Annotated in this window: 20 protein-coding genes; 11 read left to right on the top strand and 9 right to left on the bottom strand. The window is 58.2% G+C overall.

The features are described 5' to 3' along the window. The 3 genes from FHT93_RS19010 to FHT93_RS19000 form a co-directional block, all read left to right on the top strand. The coding region (locus FHT93_RS19010; RefSeq protein WP_183848900.1) for a heme lyase CcmF/NrfE family subunit at positions 1 to 1359 on the top strand (1359 nt) is incomplete at its 5' end. Next, positions 1356 to 1823 carry a cytochrome c-type biogenesis protein gene (locus FHT93_RS19005; protein WP_183848898.1) on the top strand — a complete coding sequence of 156 codons (468 nt, stop codon included), beginning with the start codon at positions 1356 to 1358 and terminating at the stop codon, positions 1821 to 1823. The genes FHT93_RS19010 and FHT93_RS19005, both read left to right, overlap by 4 nt. Before the next feature lie 75 nt (positions 1824 to 1898). Further along, positions 1899 to 2591, top strand: a complete 693-nt coding sequence (locus tag FHT93_RS19000) for a CBS domain-containing protein (RefSeq protein WP_183848896.1) — start codon at positions 1899 to 1901, stop codon at positions 2589 to 2591. A gap of 39 nt (positions 2592 to 2630) precedes the next feature. On the opposite strand, the gene FHT93_RS18995 is transcribed toward FHT93_RS19000, so the two are convergent. Genes FHT93_RS18995 through FHT93_RS18985 form a run of 3 tightly spaced genes read right to left on the bottom strand, consistent with a single transcriptional unit; the run spans position 2631 to position 4116 of the window. Beyond that, positions 2631 to 3194 carry a DsbE family thiol:disulfide interchange protein gene (locus tag FHT93_RS18995; RefSeq protein ID WP_183848895.1) on the bottom strand — a complete coding sequence of 188 codons (564 nt, stop codon included), beginning with the start codon at positions 3192 to 3194 and terminating at the stop codon, positions 2631 to 2633. Further along, entirely contained in the window at positions 3195 to 3350 is a 156-nt protein-coding gene (gene ccmD / locus FHT93_RS18990) for a heme exporter protein CcmD (protein ID WP_183848893.1), read from the bottom strand. It lies immediately after the preceding gene. 1 nt (position 3351) lies between these two features. Then, the gene (locus tag FHT93_RS18985; RefSeq protein ID WP_113117573.1) at positions 3352 to 4116 is read right to left on the bottom strand and encodes a heme ABC transporter permease; all 765 of its coding nucleotides are present in this window, start codon (positions 4114 to 4116) and stop codon (positions 3352 to 3354) included. Between the two features lie 266 nt (positions 4117 to 4382). On the opposite strand from FHT93_RS18985, the gene FHT93_RS18980 reads away from it, so the two are divergent. After that, positions 4383 to 6233: an ABC transporter transmembrane domain-containing protein gene (locus FHT93_RS18980; protein WP_113206500.1), complete on the top strand. Its 1851-nt coding sequence runs from the start codon at positions 4383 to 4385 to the stop codon at positions 6231 to 6233. Positions 6234 to 6686: 453 nt separating this feature from the next. Beyond that, a complete protein-coding gene (locus FHT93_RS18975) occupies positions 6687 to 8282 on the top strand; it encodes a serine hydrolase (protein WP_183848891.1) in 1596 nt (531 codons plus the stop codon). Between the two features lie 435 nt (positions 8283 to 8717). Here FHT93_RS18975 and FHT93_RS18970 read toward each other — a convergent pair whose 3' ends face one another. Beyond that, positions 8718 to 9239 carry a nucleoside-diphosphate kinase gene (locus tag FHT93_RS18970; RefSeq protein WP_183848889.1) on the bottom strand — a complete coding sequence of 174 codons (522 nt, stop codon included), beginning with the start codon at positions 9237 to 9239 and terminating at the stop codon, positions 8718 to 8720. A 129-nt stretch (positions 9240 to 9368) separates the two neighbouring features. Then, positions 9369 to 9788 carry a nucleoside diphosphate kinase regulator gene (gene rnk, locus FHT93_RS18965; RefSeq protein ID WP_113015066.1) on the bottom strand — a complete coding sequence of 140 codons (420 nt, stop codon included), beginning with the start codon at positions 9786 to 9788 and terminating at the stop codon, positions 9369 to 9371. Positions 9789 to 10278: 490 nt separating this feature from the next. Here rnk and FHT93_RS18960 point away from each other — a divergent pair, with 490 nt between their 5' ends. The 4 genes from FHT93_RS18960 (at position 10279) to FHT93_RS18945 (ending at position 13432) form a co-directional block, all read left to right on the top strand. Beyond that, positions 10279 to 10422 carry a hypothetical protein gene (locus FHT93_RS18960; RefSeq protein ID WP_183848887.1) on the top strand — a complete coding sequence of 48 codons (144 nt, stop codon included), beginning with the start codon at positions 10279 to 10281 and terminating at the stop codon, positions 10420 to 10422. A 245-nt stretch (positions 10423 to 10667) separates the two neighbouring features. Next, on the top strand, positions 10668 to 11801 hold the full coding sequence (locus FHT93_RS18955) for a glycosyltransferase family 4 protein (protein WP_348649778.1): 1134 nt from the start codon (positions 10668 to 10670) through the stop codon (positions 11799 to 11801). Between the two features lie 3 nt (positions 11802 to 11804). After that, a complete protein-coding gene (locus FHT93_RS18950) occupies positions 11805 to 12734 on the top strand; it encodes a glycosyl hydrolase family 43 (RefSeq protein ID WP_113015067.1) in 930 nt (309 codons plus the stop codon). Between the two features lie 323 nt (positions 12735 to 13057). Continuing rightward, entirely contained in the window at positions 13058 to 13432 is a 375-nt protein-coding gene (locus tag FHT93_RS18945; protein ID WP_183848885.1) for a hypothetical protein, read from the top strand. A 69-nt stretch (positions 13433 to 13501) separates the two neighbouring features. On the opposite strand, the gene FHT93_RS18940 is transcribed toward FHT93_RS18945, so the two are convergent. From FHT93_RS18940 to FHT93_RS18925, 4 genes are all read right to left on the bottom strand, one after another. Then, positions 13502 to 14194, bottom strand: coding sequence for a DUF3313 domain-containing protein (locus FHT93_RS18940; protein WP_348649777.1), 693 nt, complete (start codon positions 14192 to 14194; stop codon positions 13502 to 13504). 98 nt (positions 14195 to 14292) lie between these two features. Next, positions 14293 to 15420 carry an amidohydrolase family protein gene (locus FHT93_RS18935; protein WP_113015069.1) on the bottom strand — a complete coding sequence of 376 codons (1128 nt, stop codon included), beginning with the start codon at positions 15418 to 15420 and terminating at the stop codon, positions 14293 to 14295. Between the two features lie 670 nt (positions 15421 to 16090). Beyond that, entirely contained in the window at positions 16091 to 17455 is a 1365-nt protein-coding gene (locus tag FHT93_RS18930; protein ID WP_112542692.1) for an ATP-binding protein, read from the bottom strand. Further along, entirely contained in the window at positions 17452 to 18204 is a 753-nt protein-coding gene (locus FHT93_RS18925; RefSeq protein WP_113015070.1) for a response regulator transcription factor, read from the bottom strand. The genes FHT93_RS18930 and FHT93_RS18925 overlap by 4 nt, the downstream gene beginning before the upstream one ends. 208 nt (positions 18205 to 18412) lie before the next feature. On the opposite strand from FHT93_RS18925, the gene FHT93_RS18920 reads away from it, so the two are divergent. Both FHT93_RS18920 and FHT93_RS18915 read left to right on the top strand, forming a co-directional pair. Next, the gene (locus FHT93_RS18920; RefSeq protein ID WP_113015071.1) at positions 18413 to 19267 is read left to right on the top strand and encodes a MipA/OmpV family protein; all 855 of its coding nucleotides are present in this window, start codon (positions 18413 to 18415) and stop codon (positions 19265 to 19267) included. 290 nt (positions 19268 to 19557) lie between these two features. Continuing rightward, positions 19558 to 20160 carry a phosphatase PAP2 family protein gene (locus FHT93_RS18915; protein WP_246781645.1) on the top strand — a complete coding sequence of 201 codons (603 nt, stop codon included), beginning with the start codon at positions 19558 to 19560 and terminating at the stop codon, positions 20158 to 20160. The last annotated feature ends 50 nt before the right edge of the window (positions 20161 to 20210 follow it).

The following is a 20210-nucleotide window of genomic DNA, read 5'->3' as shown; positions in this document are numbered from 1 at the left end:
GCCTGGACCTTCCTGACGCTCGGCATCGCCATGGGCTCCTACTGGGCCTATTACGAACTCGGCTGGGGCGGCTGGTGGTTCTGGGATCCGGTGGAAAACGCCTCCTTCATGCCCTGGCTTGCCGGCACCGCACTTCTGCACTCGGCCCTCGTCATGGAAAAGCGCGAGGCGCTGAAGATCTGGACGGTGCTGCTTGCCATCCTGACCTTCTCGCTGTCGCTGATGGGCACCTTCCTGGTGCGCTCCGGCGTCCTGACCTCGGTCCATGCATTCGCGAGCGACCCGAGCCGTGGCGTCTTCATCCTCTGCATTCTCCTGATCTTCATCGGCGGGGCGCTATCGCTTTTTGCCTTCCGCGCGCCGCTTCTGTCGGCCGGCGGTCTGTTTGCGCCGATCTCGCGTGAGGGGGCGCTCGTCGTCAACAACCTGATCCTGACGGTTGCCTGCGGCACGGTGCTGACGGGCACGCTCTATCCGCTGGTGCTGGAAACGCTGACCGGCGACAAGATCTCCGTCGGCCCGCCCTTCTTCAACCTGACATTCGGCCTGCTGATGGCGCCGCTTTTGATCATCGTGCCCTTCGGCCCGCTGCTTGCCTGGAAACGCGGCGATCTGCTCGGCGCGTTGCAGCGGCTCTATGTCGTGGCCGGTCTCGCTTTCGTCGCAGCCCTCGTCTTCTTCTATATCGAACATGGCGGCCCGGTCATGGCCGTGATCGGCCTTGCCGCCGGCCTGTTCCTGATCCTTGGCGCGGCGGCCGACCTCTGGTATCGCGCCGGCATCGGCAAGGTGAAGGCTGATATCGCTTGGCGCCGTCTGACCGGCCTGCCGCGCTCGGCCTTCGGCGCGGCGCTTGCCCATGCCGGTCTTGGCGTCACCGTGCTCGGCATCGTCGCCGTTACCACCTTCCAGAGCGAACATGTGGTCGAGATGAAGCAGGGCCAGTCGACGGAGGCCGGTGGCTACAGCATCCTCTTTGACGGCATGCAGCCGGCAACCGGCCCGAACTACACCGAGGATCGCGGCCATTTCTCGATCCGTCGTGGTGGCGCCGAGGTGGCCGATGTCTGGTCTGCCAAGCGGCTCTACACTGCCCGGCAGATGCCGACGACGGAGGCCGGTATTCTCACGTTCGGCCTCAGCCAGCTCTATGTCTCGCTGGGTGACGCGACGAAGGACGGCGGCATCGTTGTGCGCATCTGGTGGAAGCCGTTCATCCTCTGCATCTGGGGCGGGGCGCTCATCATGGCCTTTGGCGGCTTCGTCTCGCTGACCGACCGGCGCCTGCGCGTCGGGGCTCCGAGCAGGAAGGCAAAGCCAGCAAAACCAGTGGCGCCTGCCATGGAGCCGGCGGAATGATCAGGCGTTTCCTCCTCGTCCTGACCTTGATCCTGGCGGCCGCACCGGCCTTCGCCGTCAACCCGGACGAGATGCTCTCCGACCCGGCCCTAGAAGCCCGGGCGCGAACATTGTCGGCCGAACTGCGCTGCATGGTCTGCCAGAACCAGTCGATCGACGATTCCAATGCCGATCTCGCCAAGGATCTGCGTCTGCTGGTGCGCGAGCGCATTACCGATGGCGACAGCGACGAGCAGGTGCTGAACTACATCGTCTCGCGCTACGGGGAATTCGTCCTCCTGAAGCCGCGCTTCAGTCTGCGCACGCTGTTGCTCTGCGGGGCACCGGTGCTGCTGATCCTTGCCGGCGGGGTTTCGCTCATCGTCTTTGCCCGCAAGCGGGCTGGAAAGCCAACTGGCAGCAAGCTGACGGCAGAAGAGCAGGCAAGGCTTGCCGAATTGCTTGATCCGACACCGCGACTTTGACGGAGGTCAAGGTCGGTTCGTTCAAGCCGTCCTACGCTCATGGCGCCAGATGTTTCCGAAAGGGGAGGTGCACGCATGCAGGCCAAGGACATTATGACGAGCAACGTGGTCTCGATCAGCCCTGCGGCAGGGATCCGTCATGCCGCCGCGGTGATGATGCAAAACAACATCAGCGGGCTGCCTGTCGTGGACGACGAAGGGCGGATCTGCGGAATTCTGACCGAAGGCGACCTGTTGCTGCGGCGCGAGATCCGGCTTGCGCCGCGCACCGCGCGTAACGCGGAAATCACGTCCGATGTCGATCTCGACCGCTACATTCGCGGCAACGGCTGGTCCGTCAGAGATATCATGTCGCGCGATGTTATCGTCGCCAGCCCGGACAGCGAGGTTTCGGATATTGCCGAAAGCCTCGAGGTCCATCGCATCAAGCGTATTCCGATCGTCGACGACGGACGGCTCGTGGGGATCGTCAGCCGGCGCGATATCCTCGCTCTGATAACCGACGCGCCGACACTCAGGTTGCCGCGTGAGGATGACGCGATCCTACTCGCTGTTTGCACACGCCTGAAATATGATCTCGGGCTGACGCCGCAAAGGATCCGCGTCTCCGTCCATAACGGACAGATCACGCTCGAAGGAAATGTGGAAACCGACTTGCAGCGCCGTGCCGTGCTTGCGCTCGTCGAGAATCTCGGATTGGGAAGCTGCCTCGATCGGTTGCAGCTTGTCGCAGATTCAGATCCGGAAAAGCGGTCGCAACAGGCTTAAATCCAAGCCACTGATCGAGTCGCAGGCCGTGGGCTTCGGTCAGCCGCCGGCAGCCAATGCCTTGTCGAGTGCAGGACCAAGGCCGACCGACAGGACCTTGTCGTCGAGCGGGCCGACCTGCTTGAACAGGATGCGGCCGTCGCGGTCGATGACGAAGGTCTCCGGCACGCCGTAAACACCCCAATCGATCGCTTCCCTTCCGGTCGGATCGACCCCGACGGCAGCGTAGGGATTTCCGTTTTCGTGCAAGAAGGCCAGAGCGTTGCTGCTGTCATCCTTATAATTGATGCCTATCAGCTTGACGCGCGGGTCCTTCGATAGCCGCATGAGCGCGCCATGTTCCTGCCGGCAGGGAACGCACCAGGACGCGAATATGTTGACGATCGTGACCTGGCCGGAAAACCCGCTATCTTGAAGTCCGGGAGACTGCAGACCAGCAAGCGGCGGCAGATCGATTGCCGGACGTGTCTGACCGATCAGTGCGGAGGGGAGGGCGGAGGGCGAATATCCTTCCGCCGCCTCCCGATAGAGCGTGCGCCCGGCGGCTCCGGCAATTGCCACAAAGACGAGCAGCGGCACGGCGGCAACCAGATAGCGGCGCACCTAGCGTGCCTCGTGGCGCGCGCCATGCCTGATCTTCGCTACTATCTCGACCTGCCGGCGATAGGTGCGGCCGCGAAACCAGGTCATCGCGCTGATGGCGGTCATGACGGCGAATGCGGCGGCATAGGCCGCCAGCACATAGTCCCGATGTGTCATTTCAATTCTCCTTTTGCATTGCGGCCCGTGCCGCCAAGCGGTGATGCGACATGAGTTTTCGCCGCCAGATCTCGTTCCTGATCGAGGCCAGGTGGAGGGTGAAAAAGAGTGCCGTGAAGGCCAGGCCCATGGTCAGGAGCGGGCGAAGGAATTCGATGTCCAGAGCGGGGCCATCCAGCCTGAGCACGCTTGCCGGCTGATGCAATGTGTTCCACCAGTCGACCGAGAACTTGATGATCGGAATGTTGACGAAGCCCACGAGAATGAGAACCGCCGTGACACGAGCAGCGCGCGTCGGTTCGTCGATTGCACGATTGATTGCCAATAGCCCGAGATACATCAGGAAAAGCACGAACATCGAGGTCAGGCGCGCGTCCCACACCCACCAGGTTCCCCACATCGGCTTGCCCCAGATCGCGCCTGTCACGAGCGACACGAAGGTAAAGGCGGCGCCGATTGGCACAGCAGCGCGCGCGGCGACATCGGCAAGCGGATGGCGCCATACCAGGGAGCCGATGGCGTTTGCGGTCATCACCACATAACAGAACATTGCCATCCATGCCGCCGGGACATGGACATACATGATCCTGACGGTCTCGCCCTGCTGGTAATCACCATCGGACACAAAACTCAGATAAAGTCCAACAGCGAAACAGAGGGTGGTGACGATCGAAAGTCCAGGCAGGACCCGATCGGCCAGTTCCAGGAATCTGGCGGGCTGAGCAAGCCTGGTGATGTCGTCTTTGATGCGTTCGACATAGGTCATGGCTCGCTCTAGCGCCCAAAGCCGTCATATTAATTGACCGGGATCAAACTGCGACCATTGGTGCGGTCATGCGTCTTTCATTTCGCTCACCTGCTATCACAGTTCGATCCTCGGTCGCGGGTCCGGCAGGCTCATCGTGACATATTGCCGAGGTCTTCTGACGCGGCAACGCTTGGCGGAACCGGCCGATAATTGATCGCGGTCAAAGACGAACGCCGCGTAAATGCCAAAAAGGAGACATTCCAGTCCAGGAGACCTTCACCTTGATGATTGCCGCGCACGACCGATCCGCCCCTCCTCCCGCCGACGTGATTGCGGGCTCCAGCCCGCAGCCGGGGGAAACGAAGTCTGCTGTCTCCGGCCTCGTCCGGTTGCTGCCCCTGCTACGGCCTCACCGGGGCTTGGTCCTCCTGGCGGTGATCTCGCTTGCGGCGGCGGCGCTGATCTCGCTTGCGTTGCCGATGGCGGTCCGCCGGATGATCGATCATGGGTTCGGACAGTTCGACGGTGGCTTCATCAACAGCTATTTCCTGATGCTTCTTGCGCTTGCAATCGCGCTCGCCATAGCAAGCGCCTGCCGCTATTATTTCGTCACGACGCTTGGCGAGCGCGTTGTCAGCGACCTGCGTGTGAAGACCTTCCGAAATGTGACGCGGTTGCCGGCAAGCTTTTTTGACGCCAACAAATCCGGCGACATCGCATCGCGACTGACCGCGGATGCCGCACAGATCAAGTCCGCATTGAACCTCGCTGCATCGGTGGCCTTGCGCAATTCGCTGCTGTGCCTGGGCGCGCTGGTGATGATGTTCGTCACCAGCCCTGGACTTTCCGCCATCACATTGGGTGCCATCCCGCTTGTGATCGCGCCGCTCGTCCTTTTCGGGCGCTCGGTCCGGAGAAAATCGCGGGCGGCTCAGGACGCTCTCGCGACCGCATCCGCTTTCGCCAGCGAAATGATTGCCGGAAGCCGGACGGTCCAGGCCTTCAACGGAGAGGCAGCGGCGAGCGACAGGTATGCGCATGACGTCGAGGCGTCCTATCGCAGCGCCGTCCTTGCCGCCGGCTCGCGTGCGCTTCTGACCGCCGTTGCCATTGCAATGATTTTCGGAAGCGTCGTCGGGGTTCTCTGGATCGGCGCCCATAATCTGCTCTCGGGAACGTTGTCGGCCGGAAGTCTGAGCCAGTTCCTGCTCTATTCCGTCATTGCGGCAGGGTCGCTAGGCTCGCTCTCGGAGGTCTGGGGCGAACTGGCGCAGGCTGCGGCTTCAGCCGAACGCCTTTTCGAATTGCTCGATGAAGATGCCGGTGAGAGCGAGCAGGCCTCGCGTTCTGCGCTCAGCCAACCCGCAAAAGGCGCGATCGAAATTCGAGACCTGCATTTCGCCTATCCGGGCGCTCCGGACAGGCAAGTCCTCACGGGCCTGTCGATGAACGTGCGGTCCGGCGAGACAGTCGCGCTTGTCGGTGCTTCCGGCTCGGGCAAAAGCACAATCTTCTCGCTCATGCTCGGTTTCTACAAGGATTATGCGGGCGACATTTTGCTCGATGGTTGCGACGCGCGCACGATCTCCACCACTGCAGTACGAGGCGAAATTGCCGTCGTACCGCAGGACGTGACCGTCTTCGCAACCAGTATCGCAGAAAATATAAGTCTCGGACGGTCGGATGCGTCGCTGGACGAGATCGTGGCTGCAGCGACGGTGGCAAGAGCGCATGGGTTTATTTCCGAGCTAACGGATGGTTACCGTACCGTTGTCGGCGAGCGCGGTCTCACTTTATCGGGCGGTCAGCGGCAAAGACTGGCGATCGCCCGTGCAGTCCTGAAAAACGCGCCGATCCTCTTGCTGGATGAGGCCACGGCATCTCTCGATTCAGAAAACGAGATGCTGGTGCAACGGGGGCTCGACGAATTGATGTCCAATCGCACGACAATCGTGATTGCTCATCGGCTTGCCACCGTGCTCAAGGCGGATCGAATTCTGGTGCTCGACGGAGGGCGAGTAATCGAGGAGGGAACACACGCCGCGCTGATCCGCAAGGGCGGTGCATATTCCAGGCTTGCCGAGTTGCAGTTCGATCTCTCGGGGTCGGCGGCCATGGAACACGATGCGGCGTAAGGCAACGACAAACAGTGGCAGATCGCGCGTTGCGGCCACGTCCGCTTTCTGCTCCTCGGTAAGAGGCCTAAATAAATTGCTGGGAAGAGTTCTCCAGACATCGTCTGTAATCTTCAGCGGAGTCCGGCATTTCGATAGGCTGGTGTCGAACGTTCGGTTATCCATATGGCTCTCAGTGTTTCATGAAAGGTGAACGTGAAACAGAAAGGCAACCCCATATTGCAGGGGCTGCCTCGTCCAAACCTTGCACTAGCCGATCAGGTAACCGGAGATTTGCGTGGCATCACACCAGCCCTCGTCTGACTGCGGCGTCAGCACACGGCAAGCCGTTGGCTTTGCCGCCTCTCGGCCCCGAAGCAGTCATCGCAGCCCTCAATGTTCTCAATCCCATACATTGCAATTTTCCCAGCTCTCGGCTTTCCTGCAACCGGAAAGTGATCTCGGAGGTTGCGGATGACGGAAGCAAAACGCGTTGATGAACTGTTCGAGGCCTGGGCTAACGATCATTCGCCTGGCTGCGCGGTTGCGGTCATGCGTGACGGCGAGGTTATCCATAAGCGGGGATTCGGCATCGCCAATCTGGGCCACGGTATCGCGATCGAGCCGTCCACCGTCTTTCATTCGGCATCTGTCTCCAAACAGTTCACTGCATTTGCCATCCTGCTGCTGTCGGCCGAAGGAAAATTGTCGCTTGATGATGTGGTGAGTAAATACATGCCCGGCCTGCCTGATTTCGGCGCACCGATCACCCTCAGACACCTCATGCACCATACGGGTGGCCTGCGCGATCACTGGGAATTGCTGGGCCTCGCCGGCTGGCGCTACTCCAAGGACCTGATCACCGATGACGACATCCTCGCGATCGTCTCCCGGCAGCAGGATCTGAACTTCCAGCCGGGTGACGAGCACCTCTATTGCAACACGGGTTATGCCTTGCTGGCGGAGGTCGTGAAGGTGGTCAGCGGCCAGTCGCTCCGTGCCTTTACCTCGGCCCGGATTTTTGAACCGCTTGGCATGCACAACACGTTCTTTCGCGACAACTATGCCGAAGTTGTCAGGAATGTCGCCGACGGTTATGTCGGGACGGAGACCGGGGTTGAGATCTCCAACACGAACTTCGATACGGTCGGCGCGACCAGCCTGCTGACGACAGTGGAAGATCTCGCGCTCTGGGATGAAAATTTCTACCACAAGCGTGTCGGAGGGCCTGACGTCATCGCAAGGATGGTCGAATGCGGCCGACTGAACGATGGCAGCGAAATCGGCTATGCCTCGGGTCTCGGCGTCGGTACCTATCGCGGCCTTGCGATCGTCGAACATACCGGCGGCGATGCCGGCTTCCGCTCCGATATCATCCGCTTTCCGGAGCAGCATTTCACCGTGGCGATCCTTGCCAATTTCGGGTCGATCGTGCCGAGCAACCTCGCGCGGGGGATCGCCGATATCTATCTGGCAGATGTGTTGCAGCCGATCCCGGAATCTTTGCCGAGCACGTTTCCGCAACCCGACGCCGATGCATTGGAACTGCTCACCGGCTATTACGCCGAACCGCGACTGGCCGGCCGCGTCGCCCGCCTCGTGGCGCATGAGGGAAAACTGCTGATAGGCTATGACATCGAACATGGCACATATCGCCTTGAAGCGGTGGATGACCGTCGGTTCCGTTTCAGCGATTTCCCGAACCATGAGCTCGTGCTGGAGCAAGGAGAAGGCGAGCCGGCAACTGAGCTGACCTCCTATCGCGACGGCATGCGCCTGTACCAATACCGGCGATTGCCCGCCTATACGCCGCCGCCAAAGGAGCTTGCCGATCTCGCAGGCACCTATCGTCCGGTCGAAAACGACATGCCCTACGACGTGAAGGTTCGGGAAGCAGGGCTGCTATTGAAATCCGTGAAGTCACGGGAAATAGCACTGACAGCCGTCGCTCCGGACCATTTTCTCGGTGACGGGGACCGGTTCACGTTCACCCGCGATGACGACGGTCGGGTCACAGGCATGCTGATGAACAGTGGTCGCATCCGCAATTTCCGCTTCGAGCGGCTTTGAACCGCTCGCAGCGCCGGAATGTCTGCTCCTGGCGCTTTCCAGACGAAACATCCTACGGATGAGCCGGTTGATGGCTTACATTTCATCAAAGCGGCCATTTTCGCTGTTGCTCCACAGTCATTGTTACATTGGCCGCTCTTCATTGCTGGCCACGCGCGCTCGGGTCCGAAAACTAGAAATGCTCCCCGATCCAGGGTGCAGGCCCGAGAACGCGCGATCGAGGATCATGACTGCCTGATCGGAACCACCAAGCCCCGTCGCATCGCAAACCCGGCGAGCGGAACCATGGGCCAAATTGACCGGATTTCACCGCGGCAAGCTGGCTAGCCCTTCCAAACGTTATGCCGGCCAGGGCGACGAGCCTGCCGACATGCACGACCAGACCAACGGCGACCGCGAGACGCGCGGTTCGCCAATCGACTTCTTCCCCGCCCTTCAGGCGGCCGATGGGCCGGGGTCGTCCGGTTTCTCCGGGCCTGGCCCCTGTCTGCCGGGCGCTCCACCCTTTAGCAGCCTCAGCGTCGGCTTCCCAGCGAGCCTCATCCTCACCAGAAAGCCGTCCGATCCCCTCATCGCTCGTTCCGGCTGGTAGTTGACGGTTTCCAGTAGAACCTGTTCCTGAAACCCATCTGCATTTTCGATAATGATCTTCTGACCTTCGCTTAAGCCAAGAAGAGCAAGGCCACGAAGCGTGTCGACCGGGAGCAGCATGCCGACCGGAGTCGTCATACGGCCAGTGGTGAGGATGCGCGTGTCCCGCCTGCCGTCGATGCTGAAGGTCACTCGACTGTTCAGGCTTGCGGCATCTTCTGGCAGATCCTCCCTGAACACGACAGTCGCGGCGGCCATCTTCCGCCCCAGGAGCTCGTGCAGCAGGCTGTCGCGAACGAGGGGGTCATCGATCATCGCCTCGAGCAGTGTAAAGTCCTTCGTGGTCAGCAAGCATTGGTCTCTCATCGCAATCTCCATCGCCCGTATCCGGGCACTCATCGAATGGGTGGAGTTCCCCTGGCCGCGAACGGCGCAGGGGTCAGGAGCCTGCTGTGATGCACCCTCCGGGAAGATGATTTGCGCGTCTGTCGATGATCATAGCATTTGGCCGAGTTCTGCGGACTCAGACATCCTTGCTACAGTCAGCCGGTGCGGCTGGCCGTCCCGAGCAGTCCAGTCCATGGACTGACCAGCTCTCAAGCCGATCAATGCAGTACCAATCGGGGTAAGGACTGAAATCTTGCCTTCGGCGATGTCTGCCTCCCCCGGGAATACGAGCGTCACCGTCCGGTCTTCCCCGAGGTCACTGGTGAAGCGCACGGTCGAACCGATGCGGATGATGCCGCGCGGGAGCTGATGGTCGTCCACAACGTGCGCACGTTCCAATTCGTAGAGCAGTTCGTCGGACACGACGGGATTTTTCGAAAGCTGCGCCTCGGCGATTTTCGACAATTTTAAGTGGTCGGAGTGACCGATGATGATCGCGGGCCTCCGTGGGGTTCCCTTGTTTGGCATCTGCAATCTCCTGCTCACCGCAAATTTATCTGCGGCAGCGAAACGATCGGATATGAGGAGAATGTCGCTGTGGCAGCCCGACATATTGAAATCGGACGCCAGTATCCCTCGGCGGGCGGCGACGTCGCCAGCCGGGGATTAGAATCCTGCGATAAGGATTACCCGCTTCACAACACTATTATGGTGCCAGATCAACATGGAATGAAGATGGCGATGAACCGTTGACGAGTCAAGGATGGCGCACGGGTGAGAGGCGCGGCTCTGTTGGACTCAGGCTCTGAAGCCGCCATCGTTTGTCGGCGTTCGCCTTGAAATATATCGTATTGCGATATATGTTGGATCAGTCCGATGCCGTTCGACCGCATATGAATTGGGGTCCAAGGACGGCCTTTTGAACATCAACCGGAAGAAGAGGCTGCGTCTCCGAACCTCGGCCATGCATGCGCCGTTATAGACGGTCGTAAATGGCAACACCCCCGGCGATGGCAGATTGAGCTGGCCTTTCGACACCCCTCGTTATCTGCTGATCAACCTTGCAATAGGCGGCGATATGGCTGACGTGATCGACGACAAAATATTCCCGGTCAGCACGGATATCGGCTCTGTCAGGGTGTACCAGAGCGAGGTGCCGTGATGTGTTGCGACACTGCCTTCTTGTCAGCAAATTGCCTCAAAAGCGGCTCGAATTTTCAAGAACAAGCTTACCCGCGCCGGCCCCATCGGCAATATTATCTTTCTCTTATATGCATGAAATCGCCATCAAGGCTCGGTTTATACTCCGAAGTTCGGACGTTTCGAAATATATCTTAACAACACAACACAAACGTCGACGTTCCTTCGTGCCCTAATCTGTCTCACGAATTATCGGGAGCTGATTACGTGCGTTACGAGAATCTAGACGCTGACCATGGCCACAGGTCACACAATCGGACACCTTTCTCGGTTCCATCTTCAACCAAGAAGCTTCGGATTCTACATATCCTGTTCGCATCCGAAATCGCGGGATCGGAGCGTTATTGTATCGACCTTGCCAATGCTCAAGCAGCACTTGGCCACGATGTGCACATGGTTTCCTCATCTCGGGTCGATATTGGACGTCACCTCAGCCGCGAAGTTATCCTCCACACTTTCTCCACTCGGCTTTTTCGGCGCTGGCGGCTTCGCAAATTGATTGTCGCCGAACGTTTTGAGGTGGCGCATGCGCACTTGAGCCCAGGCTGCAAGGCGCTCGCTACGGTCCAGGGGAGCGTTATCAAGATTGCGACTTTGCATGTCGGTTATAAGCCCAAGCAACATGCGCGATTGGACGGCATCATCTGCGTCAACGAAGCGCAGATGATGCGCATCGGGAACTATGCCGGCTATGCCGGCCGCATTCCGAACTGGCTTCCGGAAGTCAAGAAGACCGAACGCTTCGACCTTCGGATCAAGCTGGGATTACCTCCAACCGTCAGGATAATCGGTACCGTCGGTCGGCTGCACCCAAGCAAGGGAAACGACGTGCTGATCTCCGCTTTCTTGCGCGCTGCACCGGAAAATGCGGCGTTGGTAATTGCGGGCGTCGGTCCACAAAAGGCAGCGCTTGAGAAGCTGGCCGCTGGGGACGAGCGTATCCGCATGGTCGGTTATTGTGACAATGTGAGCGGCTTTTTGGCCAATCTCGACTTGTTCGTCTCGCCGTCACGCGAAGAATCGGCGGGTCTTGCGATCCTCGAAGCCATGCACGAGGGCGTGCCGGTAATAGCCTCGGCGACGGAAGGCCCTTCGGAATATCTCCGCAAGCATCCAGTACGCTTCGTCGAGCCTGGATCTGTCGAAGCTCTCGCTGATGCTCTGGCCGACGTTCTGCAGTCAGACGACACCAGCCGTCCATGGCGCATCGACTACGATATGGTGCCATTCTCCAGAGCGACCGGCGTAGACAATATTTTGCGGTTTTACGGGGAAGTCGAGGAACGCCAGATCGAGTTTCGTGACGTGACCGATGCGTCAACCATGCCTGCGCAGATGTGACCGATGCGTGTTAGACCCAGCAGCGATTTCTGGAAAGTCGGCATTGTTCCGGCGCCGGCGGAGGCACTCCTTGATGCCGAGACACTGACGGACTGCGCGAGCCGCATCACCTGGCTGCCTGATCCCGGACCCTGGCGGTATCTCGCTGATCCCTTCGGGATAAAGCAAGGTGACGCGCTTCATGTATTCGTCGAGGCTTATGATTATCGGACGAAGCACGGCTTCATTGAGCGCCATGAGTTTGGACCGAATATGGAATGGCGGGGCAAGACTATTGCCTTGGCGAAGCCCTTTCATCTTTCCTATCCTTTTCTTCTCGAACAAAACGGGGATGTGCTGATGGTGCCGGAAAGTCACAAGGCCGGTGAGATCGCCCTTTATCGTGCCCACGCTTTTCCGGACCGCTGGATACGCGAAGTGGTACTGCTGGCCGATATTCCAGCAGCTGAGGCATGTCTCATCCAACATCAGGGAAGTTGGTGGATGTTCTACACTATCGTAGGGGCAGGTGCGCGCGACCAACGAGAGTTGCATATCGCGTTTTCGGAACGGCTGACAGGCCCGTGGAAGGTGCACCCGAGTAATCCGGTTTTGGACGATCGCGCCGGCGCGCGCCCGGGCGGAACGCCATTTGTAGGCGTCGATGACAAGATCATACTTCCAGTTCAAGATTGTAGCGTCAGCTATGGCGGAAGCATACGCTTCTTGCAATTTGATGAGCTGAATGCCACCCATGTCGCCTGTGAGCATCTTCCTCACCGGTTGACCGGCAATCTGGCCGAAGCCGATTATGCCGACGGGCTGCATACGTTCAGCACTTGTGGCGATGTTACGCTGATCGACGTGAAACGCATCTCTCGATCCTTTTCCCGCCACATCGTCAATTTGAAGCGAAGATCTGGACTGGTGCGCGTGAGGTCATTCGGCCAGTAAGGACAGCCTCAGCGTTGCGACTTTCGAGCACCTTTGTCGCACCGATCGCAATGTAAAAGCAATTTGGCGCAGGCTGTGCTCTCCGACAACTCCAGTAGCCGTCAGGGCGAGGATCCATGCTTTGCGACGCCCGGTCAGTCGAGCAGCAGCGCCGCGAGCAAAAAGCGTTTTCCTTGTACACGGATGGACCTGCCGAGGAGAGGGCGGATACTCGCAAAGATTTATGAGGTTCACACTCCATCGACACAAATCTTAATATAACAACATCCAGTTTCGTACCCGAATTCCTAATGTGGCTGAACTTCACATGAGGACAGCAACTGATGACAGACCAAGCCATCTTCTCTCCCGTTCTTGTCTATATATCGGATCAACGCGGCCTGGATCTTGCAGCAGAGATCCTGCGGACCGGCGGTTTCGAGGCCAACAGGGCGCGGAACCTGTCCGAGCTTGAATTGGCGCTTGAACGGCTAGAATTCGCGGTCATCGTCACGGTGACTGCCAAGATCGGTGAAGTCCGGGCGCTCTGTAATCTGCCGATCGTCAATATTCAGGCGTTTGTCTTGCCAAATGTCGAAAGGGCGGAAAACCAGCCGCAATCGATATTCGACAGAGGTGGTTTCCTCGATCGCGTGCGCCTCAATCACCGGGACCGGCCTGTCACGATGCGGCACACGCCGCGCCGGTTCGTATCATAGCCGTCGGCACTTTGTTCACGGGAGCAAAGGCAGCGTGCCGATCGCGAGCAGCCGTCGCTCCATGATGTCTCAGCGAGCCGCGATGGGTATGTTCGGCTGTAGCTTGGAGAGAAGGGCCTCGGCGCCCTTGTCTATTCCAACCTTTGACGCGCCGAGGGGGCCAAGGCTAGCGCTGAGGTCTAACGCGCTCGGATACTGCTTGGAGACATAAGCCAGGAGTAGGTCGTTCGTCGCGCTGTCGTAGACCTCAACGGAATAATTGATTGAACCGCTGAGAGTTCCTTCTTTTCCACGTGCGGCCTGGAGCCCGTTCACAGCCAGACCCACCGGCATCAATTTTGCCACGGTAGAGATCACGACGGCGTTGGCCTTTGCGCCAGTCAGTTCAAGTTTGAGCCTAAGCGTGCCGGGACCTGGGAACTTTGTAAGTGCGTATTTTCGCCTAAGACGGCTTTCGAATGACCGCTGCATGTAGGATGCAAGTTCGACCTTGTCCTTCTCGGCAATGCTGCCAAATTGATGATCGCGGTTTCGATAGATCTCCACAGGCTCAACGATTATAGCTGAGTACGCCCGAAAATCGACGGTCCCATGGGAGTAAATGAGTGGTATTCTCCCGTCCTTGTTTTGCGTATTGAACGATAGTTGCTTGGAAGATGCGATGCCCTGATACGCGATCGGATCGGTGCTCGCGCATCCAGTGGGAACAGCAACGAGCGCAAAGAGTGCAATGCGACAAAATTGAATCGATTTTGTAACCACGGGTGGCTCCTTCGTGGTGCGCAGAATGGGCAGGATTGAGAGAGCTTGGTCTCAGGCGAAGCGGTTGGAAATCCAATCAGAATCTTCGATCGGATGCGTCAGACTGTTATTCCGAAAAGTTTCTCTGCATTTCGGAATGCGATTTTTTCCTTAGTCTCGCGTGGCAGATCCACAGCCCTAAACCAGTCGGTTCCTTCCTTCATGTTTGCAAATGGGTAGTCGGTTGCAAACATCACTCGATCCACACTGATGTACTTCAGCAAAAGATCGAGCAGCTCATCTTGAAAGAATGCGCTGGTCGTGAACCAGAAATTGTCATGGAAGTATTGCTCGAAGGGCCTATCCAAAGTGCCTTCGGTCACTTCACCCATCTTTTCCACGATGCGTTTATAGAAGAACGGAAGGCCCTCTCCCATATGGCCGACAATGATCTGTAGTTTGGGAAATCTGTCGAATACCCCAGATGTGATCATTCGGAGGCATTGCGTAACGACTTCCTGGTGCCATCCATATGCTGAGATACTGAGAACCTGATCCTGGAACTTCGCCTGATATTCCGGCCGCATATTGCTGTAGTAGATTTGGAAAACTTCGTCAGGTGGCAGGCCAGGATGGATATATATCGGCACATCAAGGGCTTCGGCACGCGCCAGCACTGGCTCAAAATCGGGATGATCGAGGAATTTTTTCCCGATGATTCCGTTGGTCAAGCATCCCAAGAAGCCATCTTTCCGAACTGCGCGTTCCAGCTCGTCCGCTGAAGCCTCCGGACTCTGCAGCGGCAAAGTCGCAAATGCTCGGAATCGTCCCGGATAGGTCGCCATCGGTCCATCGACAATCATCTTGTTCAGACGATACGCAAAATCGATGCCCTCTTGACCTGGGACATTCTGCACACCCGGCGTATGTGCGGAAAGGATTTGAATGTTGATCCCCGCCTCATCCATCGCGCCGATGCGGCGCGGGCCTATTTCGGCAAGTCCAGTGTCCTCGAGGAACAGCCTGTCGTTCAGCACCATCAGCTCATGGGTAGAAAAGGTCTCTTCGGTCCCGATAAATGGCAGGTCCCTGTCTCGCGAAGAGATGTCCAAAATCTCGCTGGCGGCGGCGCGGGAGACAATGGCGGGCGCGGACAGTCCGACACCAACACCAAGTACAGCCGCGCCACTTAGAAGGCTGCGACGTCCCATTCCAAGTTGCTCTAGGGGCTTTGCGAGTAGCGTCATATCAGTGTCTGCTCCGATGTTTGTATTACGCAGTATGGGGGCGGATTTCGCGATTGGCAGGCTGGCGCAATGCGGGCCCCGTGCTCAACAGGGTGGCTCTTGGCTGGCCCTGTTCCGAGAAGCGATAACCCAGAACCAGCATCGACTTCGGCTGTACCTTTTGCTTCACGAGAGGTCTGTCGGCGGCGTCGCTGAGAGATCGATGCTTTTCACGCCCGTACCCGGAACGTGCGACCGAGCCGCGGTGACGCCAATGGTCTTGCCGAGGGAGAGGAAAACGCGGCTGGTCCATAATTCAACATCGCCTTGGCGCGTGCGCGAAAACCAGTGTGATTGGAAGTGTTCCGGGCTGCGGACTTTAAAGGGGCTTGCGAAACATGAAATCTCCGGTCCTTGCCTTCACACATTTGTCCGTCCGGAGCGAAATCTGAAAGGCGGTTTCAATGCCCCTTTTGTGCCACGGCGCGGACCGCCAGAATGTTTGATCGTGTGAAGTTTTGTTTCGGGCCGGCCCGAAACAGGCGAGATCTGCAACAAATCTTAATGTTCAAGCAGGTAAAAACACGCGCCGCCGTGCTGATCAGAATTGGGAAGGCCTCATAGGTGAAAGAACGGGCAGAATTCTGTTCCACAGGACACCCCTTCCACTCCAACCAAGGCGGCTGTGTTTCTATTTCAGATCAAGCGAGGGCCTCTTCGCCTCGCTCGGGGCCTTTGTATCGACATGGCTTGGGATCAGAATCTGAAAAATGAGCCCGCTCGGCGCGTTGTCTGCGAGGGAGACGGTGCCGCGATGGGCGTGCACGATATCGGCGACAATTGAAAGTCCGAGCCCGAAACCTTCCTGCCCCTGCGTCCGCGCATCGTCTCCCTTGAAGAACGGCTCAAAAACCCGCGTTCTCAAATGGTCTGGAATTCCAGGTCCGTTATCGGTGACAGAGATTTCGCAGCCCCCTTTGCCATCTCGTAGACCGACAATGACCTCGGTCGCGAACTTGACGCTGTTGTCGCAGAGGTTCGTTACCGCGCGCATGATGGCAAGTGGTTTGCAATCAGTAATCATCCGATTTGGCCCTTCGAACCGGACCGGGAAGCCGACATCACTGAACTCCGCGCAAACGGTTTGCAGCAGGCTGGCGACATCAGCACGTTGTATTGGTTCGGTCGCGTAGTCGTCCCTGAGATATTTCAGAACTTCGTTCAAGAGGCTGTCGATGCGCATGACATCAGACAACAGTCCCTCGCGCACCGGTCCGTCCTCCATGCGATCGGCGCGAAGCCGTAACCGGGTCAACGGGGTTCGAAGATCATGGCCGATGCCCCGCAGCATGCGTGTCCTTGATTCGACCATCACCCGTATCCGGCTTCGCATCGCGTTGAGAGCATGGGCGAGCGCAACGATCTCGACAGGTCCACGTTCTTCGAAGATCTCCGTGCTGTTTGCGATGTCCGAATGGGTGGCCGCTTCGGAGATCCGCTTGATTGGCTCGGTTATGACGCGAATGGCGAATATAAAAAAGAACGCGATCAGGACGACAATGGCGACGGAATAATATGGGCCCTCGTTCAGGATCGAACTGTTCAGGATCGTGTCGGGAAAGCCGGAAAGGATAAGGAGCGTGGCGTCGTCGACCTTTGATGCAATCACTCTCTCCCCGTTCCAGAAGGTACGCCAGCCTCCCACGGGTGGGCGGATGTGATCGGTTGGAAAGAGCCAGTCGATTGCCATGGCCAGCGCGCCTTCAGGTTCCGACGGTCCGGTGAAGGCCTCGCTGACCGAAAAGGGTTGCAGCGAGAAATGCCAGCCGGCAGCACGCGATGACGAGAGGATTATTTCGCGTGCGCCCGGTGTGGACGATTTCAGGAGTTCCGCCATCGTGTCAACGCGCATGACGATATCTTCTATGTCGGGCGCGGCATTCCTTGCCCACTGTTCCAACACTCTGCCGACGACGCTGACGAGGATCAGCGCCACAACGATGATCAGGGTGATCTGGCCTCTTATCGTGGTGGGGAGGAAACGCTTCAGCCTCATAGTTCCTCGACATTCGCTGTGAACATGTAGCCGCCGAGACGTACGGTCTTGATAACAACGGGGTCGCGGACATCATGCTCGATCTTTTGCCTCAGTCGGCTGATGTGCACATCGATGCTGCGCTCTATTGGACCGGCCAAACCTGCATGGGTGACCCCTAAGAGTTCCTCTCGCGTCAGAACGCGGCCCGGGTTCCGGCAAAAGGCAAGCAGGATATCGAACTCATGCGTCGTCAAGCCGACGCGCGCGTTGGTTGGATCGTAGAGCTGTCGTCGAATGGGATCCACGAACCATCCGTCAAAACGCAGTTGCCTTTGTCTGGGCTCCTTTGGCGGAGGCAAGGCGGCGCGCCGCAGCAGGCTGCGCACTCGCGCGATGAGCTCCCGCAAGCTGAATGGTTTCGTGACATAGTCATCGGCGCCGATCTCGAGGCCGACGATCCTGTCAATTTCCGCATCGGCTGCCGTCAGCATGAGGATGGGGATGTTCGTCGTAACCCGTAGCCGCCGGCACAGACTGAGGCCGCTTTCGCCGGGCAACATGACATCAAGGATCACCAGGTCGAAATTGGATGCCCGCATGCGCACATCCATTGCAACGCCGTCCGGGGCGATCTCCGCGATCATTCCATTTTCGTTAAGGCTATCGCGCAGCATGTCGGCGATCAATGTGTCGTCCTCGACAATCAGAATTCGAGAGGCGTCCGACAAGCTCTGGCTCCCTTCACCATCCACATGACGATTTGCCATTGTGAATAGCATGGCGGCGCATGTTTTTTGGCTGCGGGAATATTAAAATTTGTTTCAGATCTCGCCTGTTTCGGGCCGGCCCGAAACATAACTTCACACGATCAAACATTCTGGCGGTCCGCACCGTGGCACAAGAGGGGCATTGAAACCGCCTTTCAGATTTAGCCCCGGAAGGGGTGAATGTGTGAAGGCAAGGACCGGAGATTTCATGTTTCGCAAGTTCTTTTCAAAGTCCGCAGCGCGCGGATCACTTCCCATTGCCGTCGCTATTGCGCTCATGCCGTCGCTTGTCCAAGCTGCCGATCCATCACAGAGCTCCGATCAAGCTGCCATACCGCCCATGCCCGATCCGGAGCGCTTTGGCCCGGTGCGCCAGAAGCTTCACGACTGGGAGGTCATGGTAGGCGCCGGCGTGATGTTCCAGCCAAAATATGAGGGAAGCGATGAAATGGAAATTTCGCCGCTTCCGTTCGTCTCGGCGACCTTCTTCGATCGGTTGACCATCGATCCGACCGGCGTCGAGCTGACGGCCTATGAACGGGGTCCGTTCCAGTTCGATGTGAAGGTCGGCTACGACTTCGGTCGAAACGAAGACGATTCGGACGATCTGCGCGGGATGGGTGACATCGATGGTGGCGTGACAGTCGGCGGCAAGGCGACTTGGAGCTACGGACCGGCCGAGTTTTTTGTCTCCGTCGACAAGACCATTGGTGGCAGCGACGGTCTCCTGGGCACAGTCGGGGTCGAGGTTACGCGACCAGTCAATGAAAAGCTGATCCTTGGCGCGGGTGCGTCCGCCACCTTTGCCGACAAGAACTATATGGAATCCTATTTCGGCGTCACCGCGGCTCAGGCCGCGCGTTCAGGATATGATGCATACAAGCCGGGTTCGGGCGTGAAGAACATCGATCTCTCGGTGTCGGCGACTTACATGTTCCATGAAAACTGGATGGTCCGCGCTGAACAGGACGTCGGATTCCTGGTCGGAGACGCCGCAGACAGCCCTCTCGTGAAACAAAAGGTCCAGCCGAAGTCCATGCTGGTCCTTGGTTATCGATTCTAGGAACAGAGGTGGCCAAGAGCCCGCCTGTTCAAGCACGCGCACGCTCAGCGCCAACCTGCCAGATCAGGCAACCCCCAATCAAAATCTGCCAAACAACCATTTCTCCTAAGCGGATGGTCCTCGTGCAAACTTCATGTTCAGCGTCGAACGACGTTAATCGGCGTCCCTTTCAAAAAGCTCCCTCAGAGGTGCCCCTTGACGCATCAACTAGCCGGCGATCGGATCCTCTAACCCGGTACGTCTCCTCGCATCCGCTGGCTGCACCTGGAATCGTGATCATCTTGTCCAGCATGGTGTTCGTCATGTTTCCGCAGACTGACATGCGCGTTTCGCGGTTCTTCATCTTCGGGACGCACTTTTATCTTTCAGACAATCCACTGCTGCTGTTGATCCGCGACGCGAACCGCGTGCTTCCCTGCATTGTCGTGCCCATGATGGTCGTCCTGATGATGGCGAGACCTCTCAAGCGTTCAGCGCGTTTGATGACAAGGCAGGCCCTGTTCGTTTTGTTGAGCTACGTCCTGGGGTCGGCAATCATGGTTCACCTGTTCAAGGACTTCTTCGCCCGGGCGAGACCCCAAGATGTGATCGAGTTTGGTGGGACGATGGAGTTCACGCCGGCATGGCAAGTCGCGTCGATGTGCGAGCGCAATTGTTCGTTCCCATCCGGGGAAGCAGCATCGGCAGCCGCGTTTCTGTCCGTGCTGGTGTTCGTGCCGAACGCATACCGCAAATACGTCGCCGCGCTGCTTGTCCCGCTATCCATGATCGTTGCCTTGAACCGTGTCGTTTTGGGAGCTCATTTCCTGTCGGACGTTGTGCTCGGATGGAGCCTCGTGTGCTCGCTGATGCTCTGGCTCTACGCGAAAATGGGACTGAACATCGGCGCATGAGAGTGCGGATTCATGGTGCAATTTTCCAGGCGCACAGCAACGTACACGCC

The sequence above is a fragment of the Rhizobium sp. BK379 genome, from assembly GCF_014193955.1.
Lineage (GTDB): Bacteria > Pseudomonadota > Alphaproteobacteria > Rhizobiales > Rhizobiaceae > Rhizobium.
This window is presented reverse-complemented; position numbering and strand designations above follow the sequence as displayed.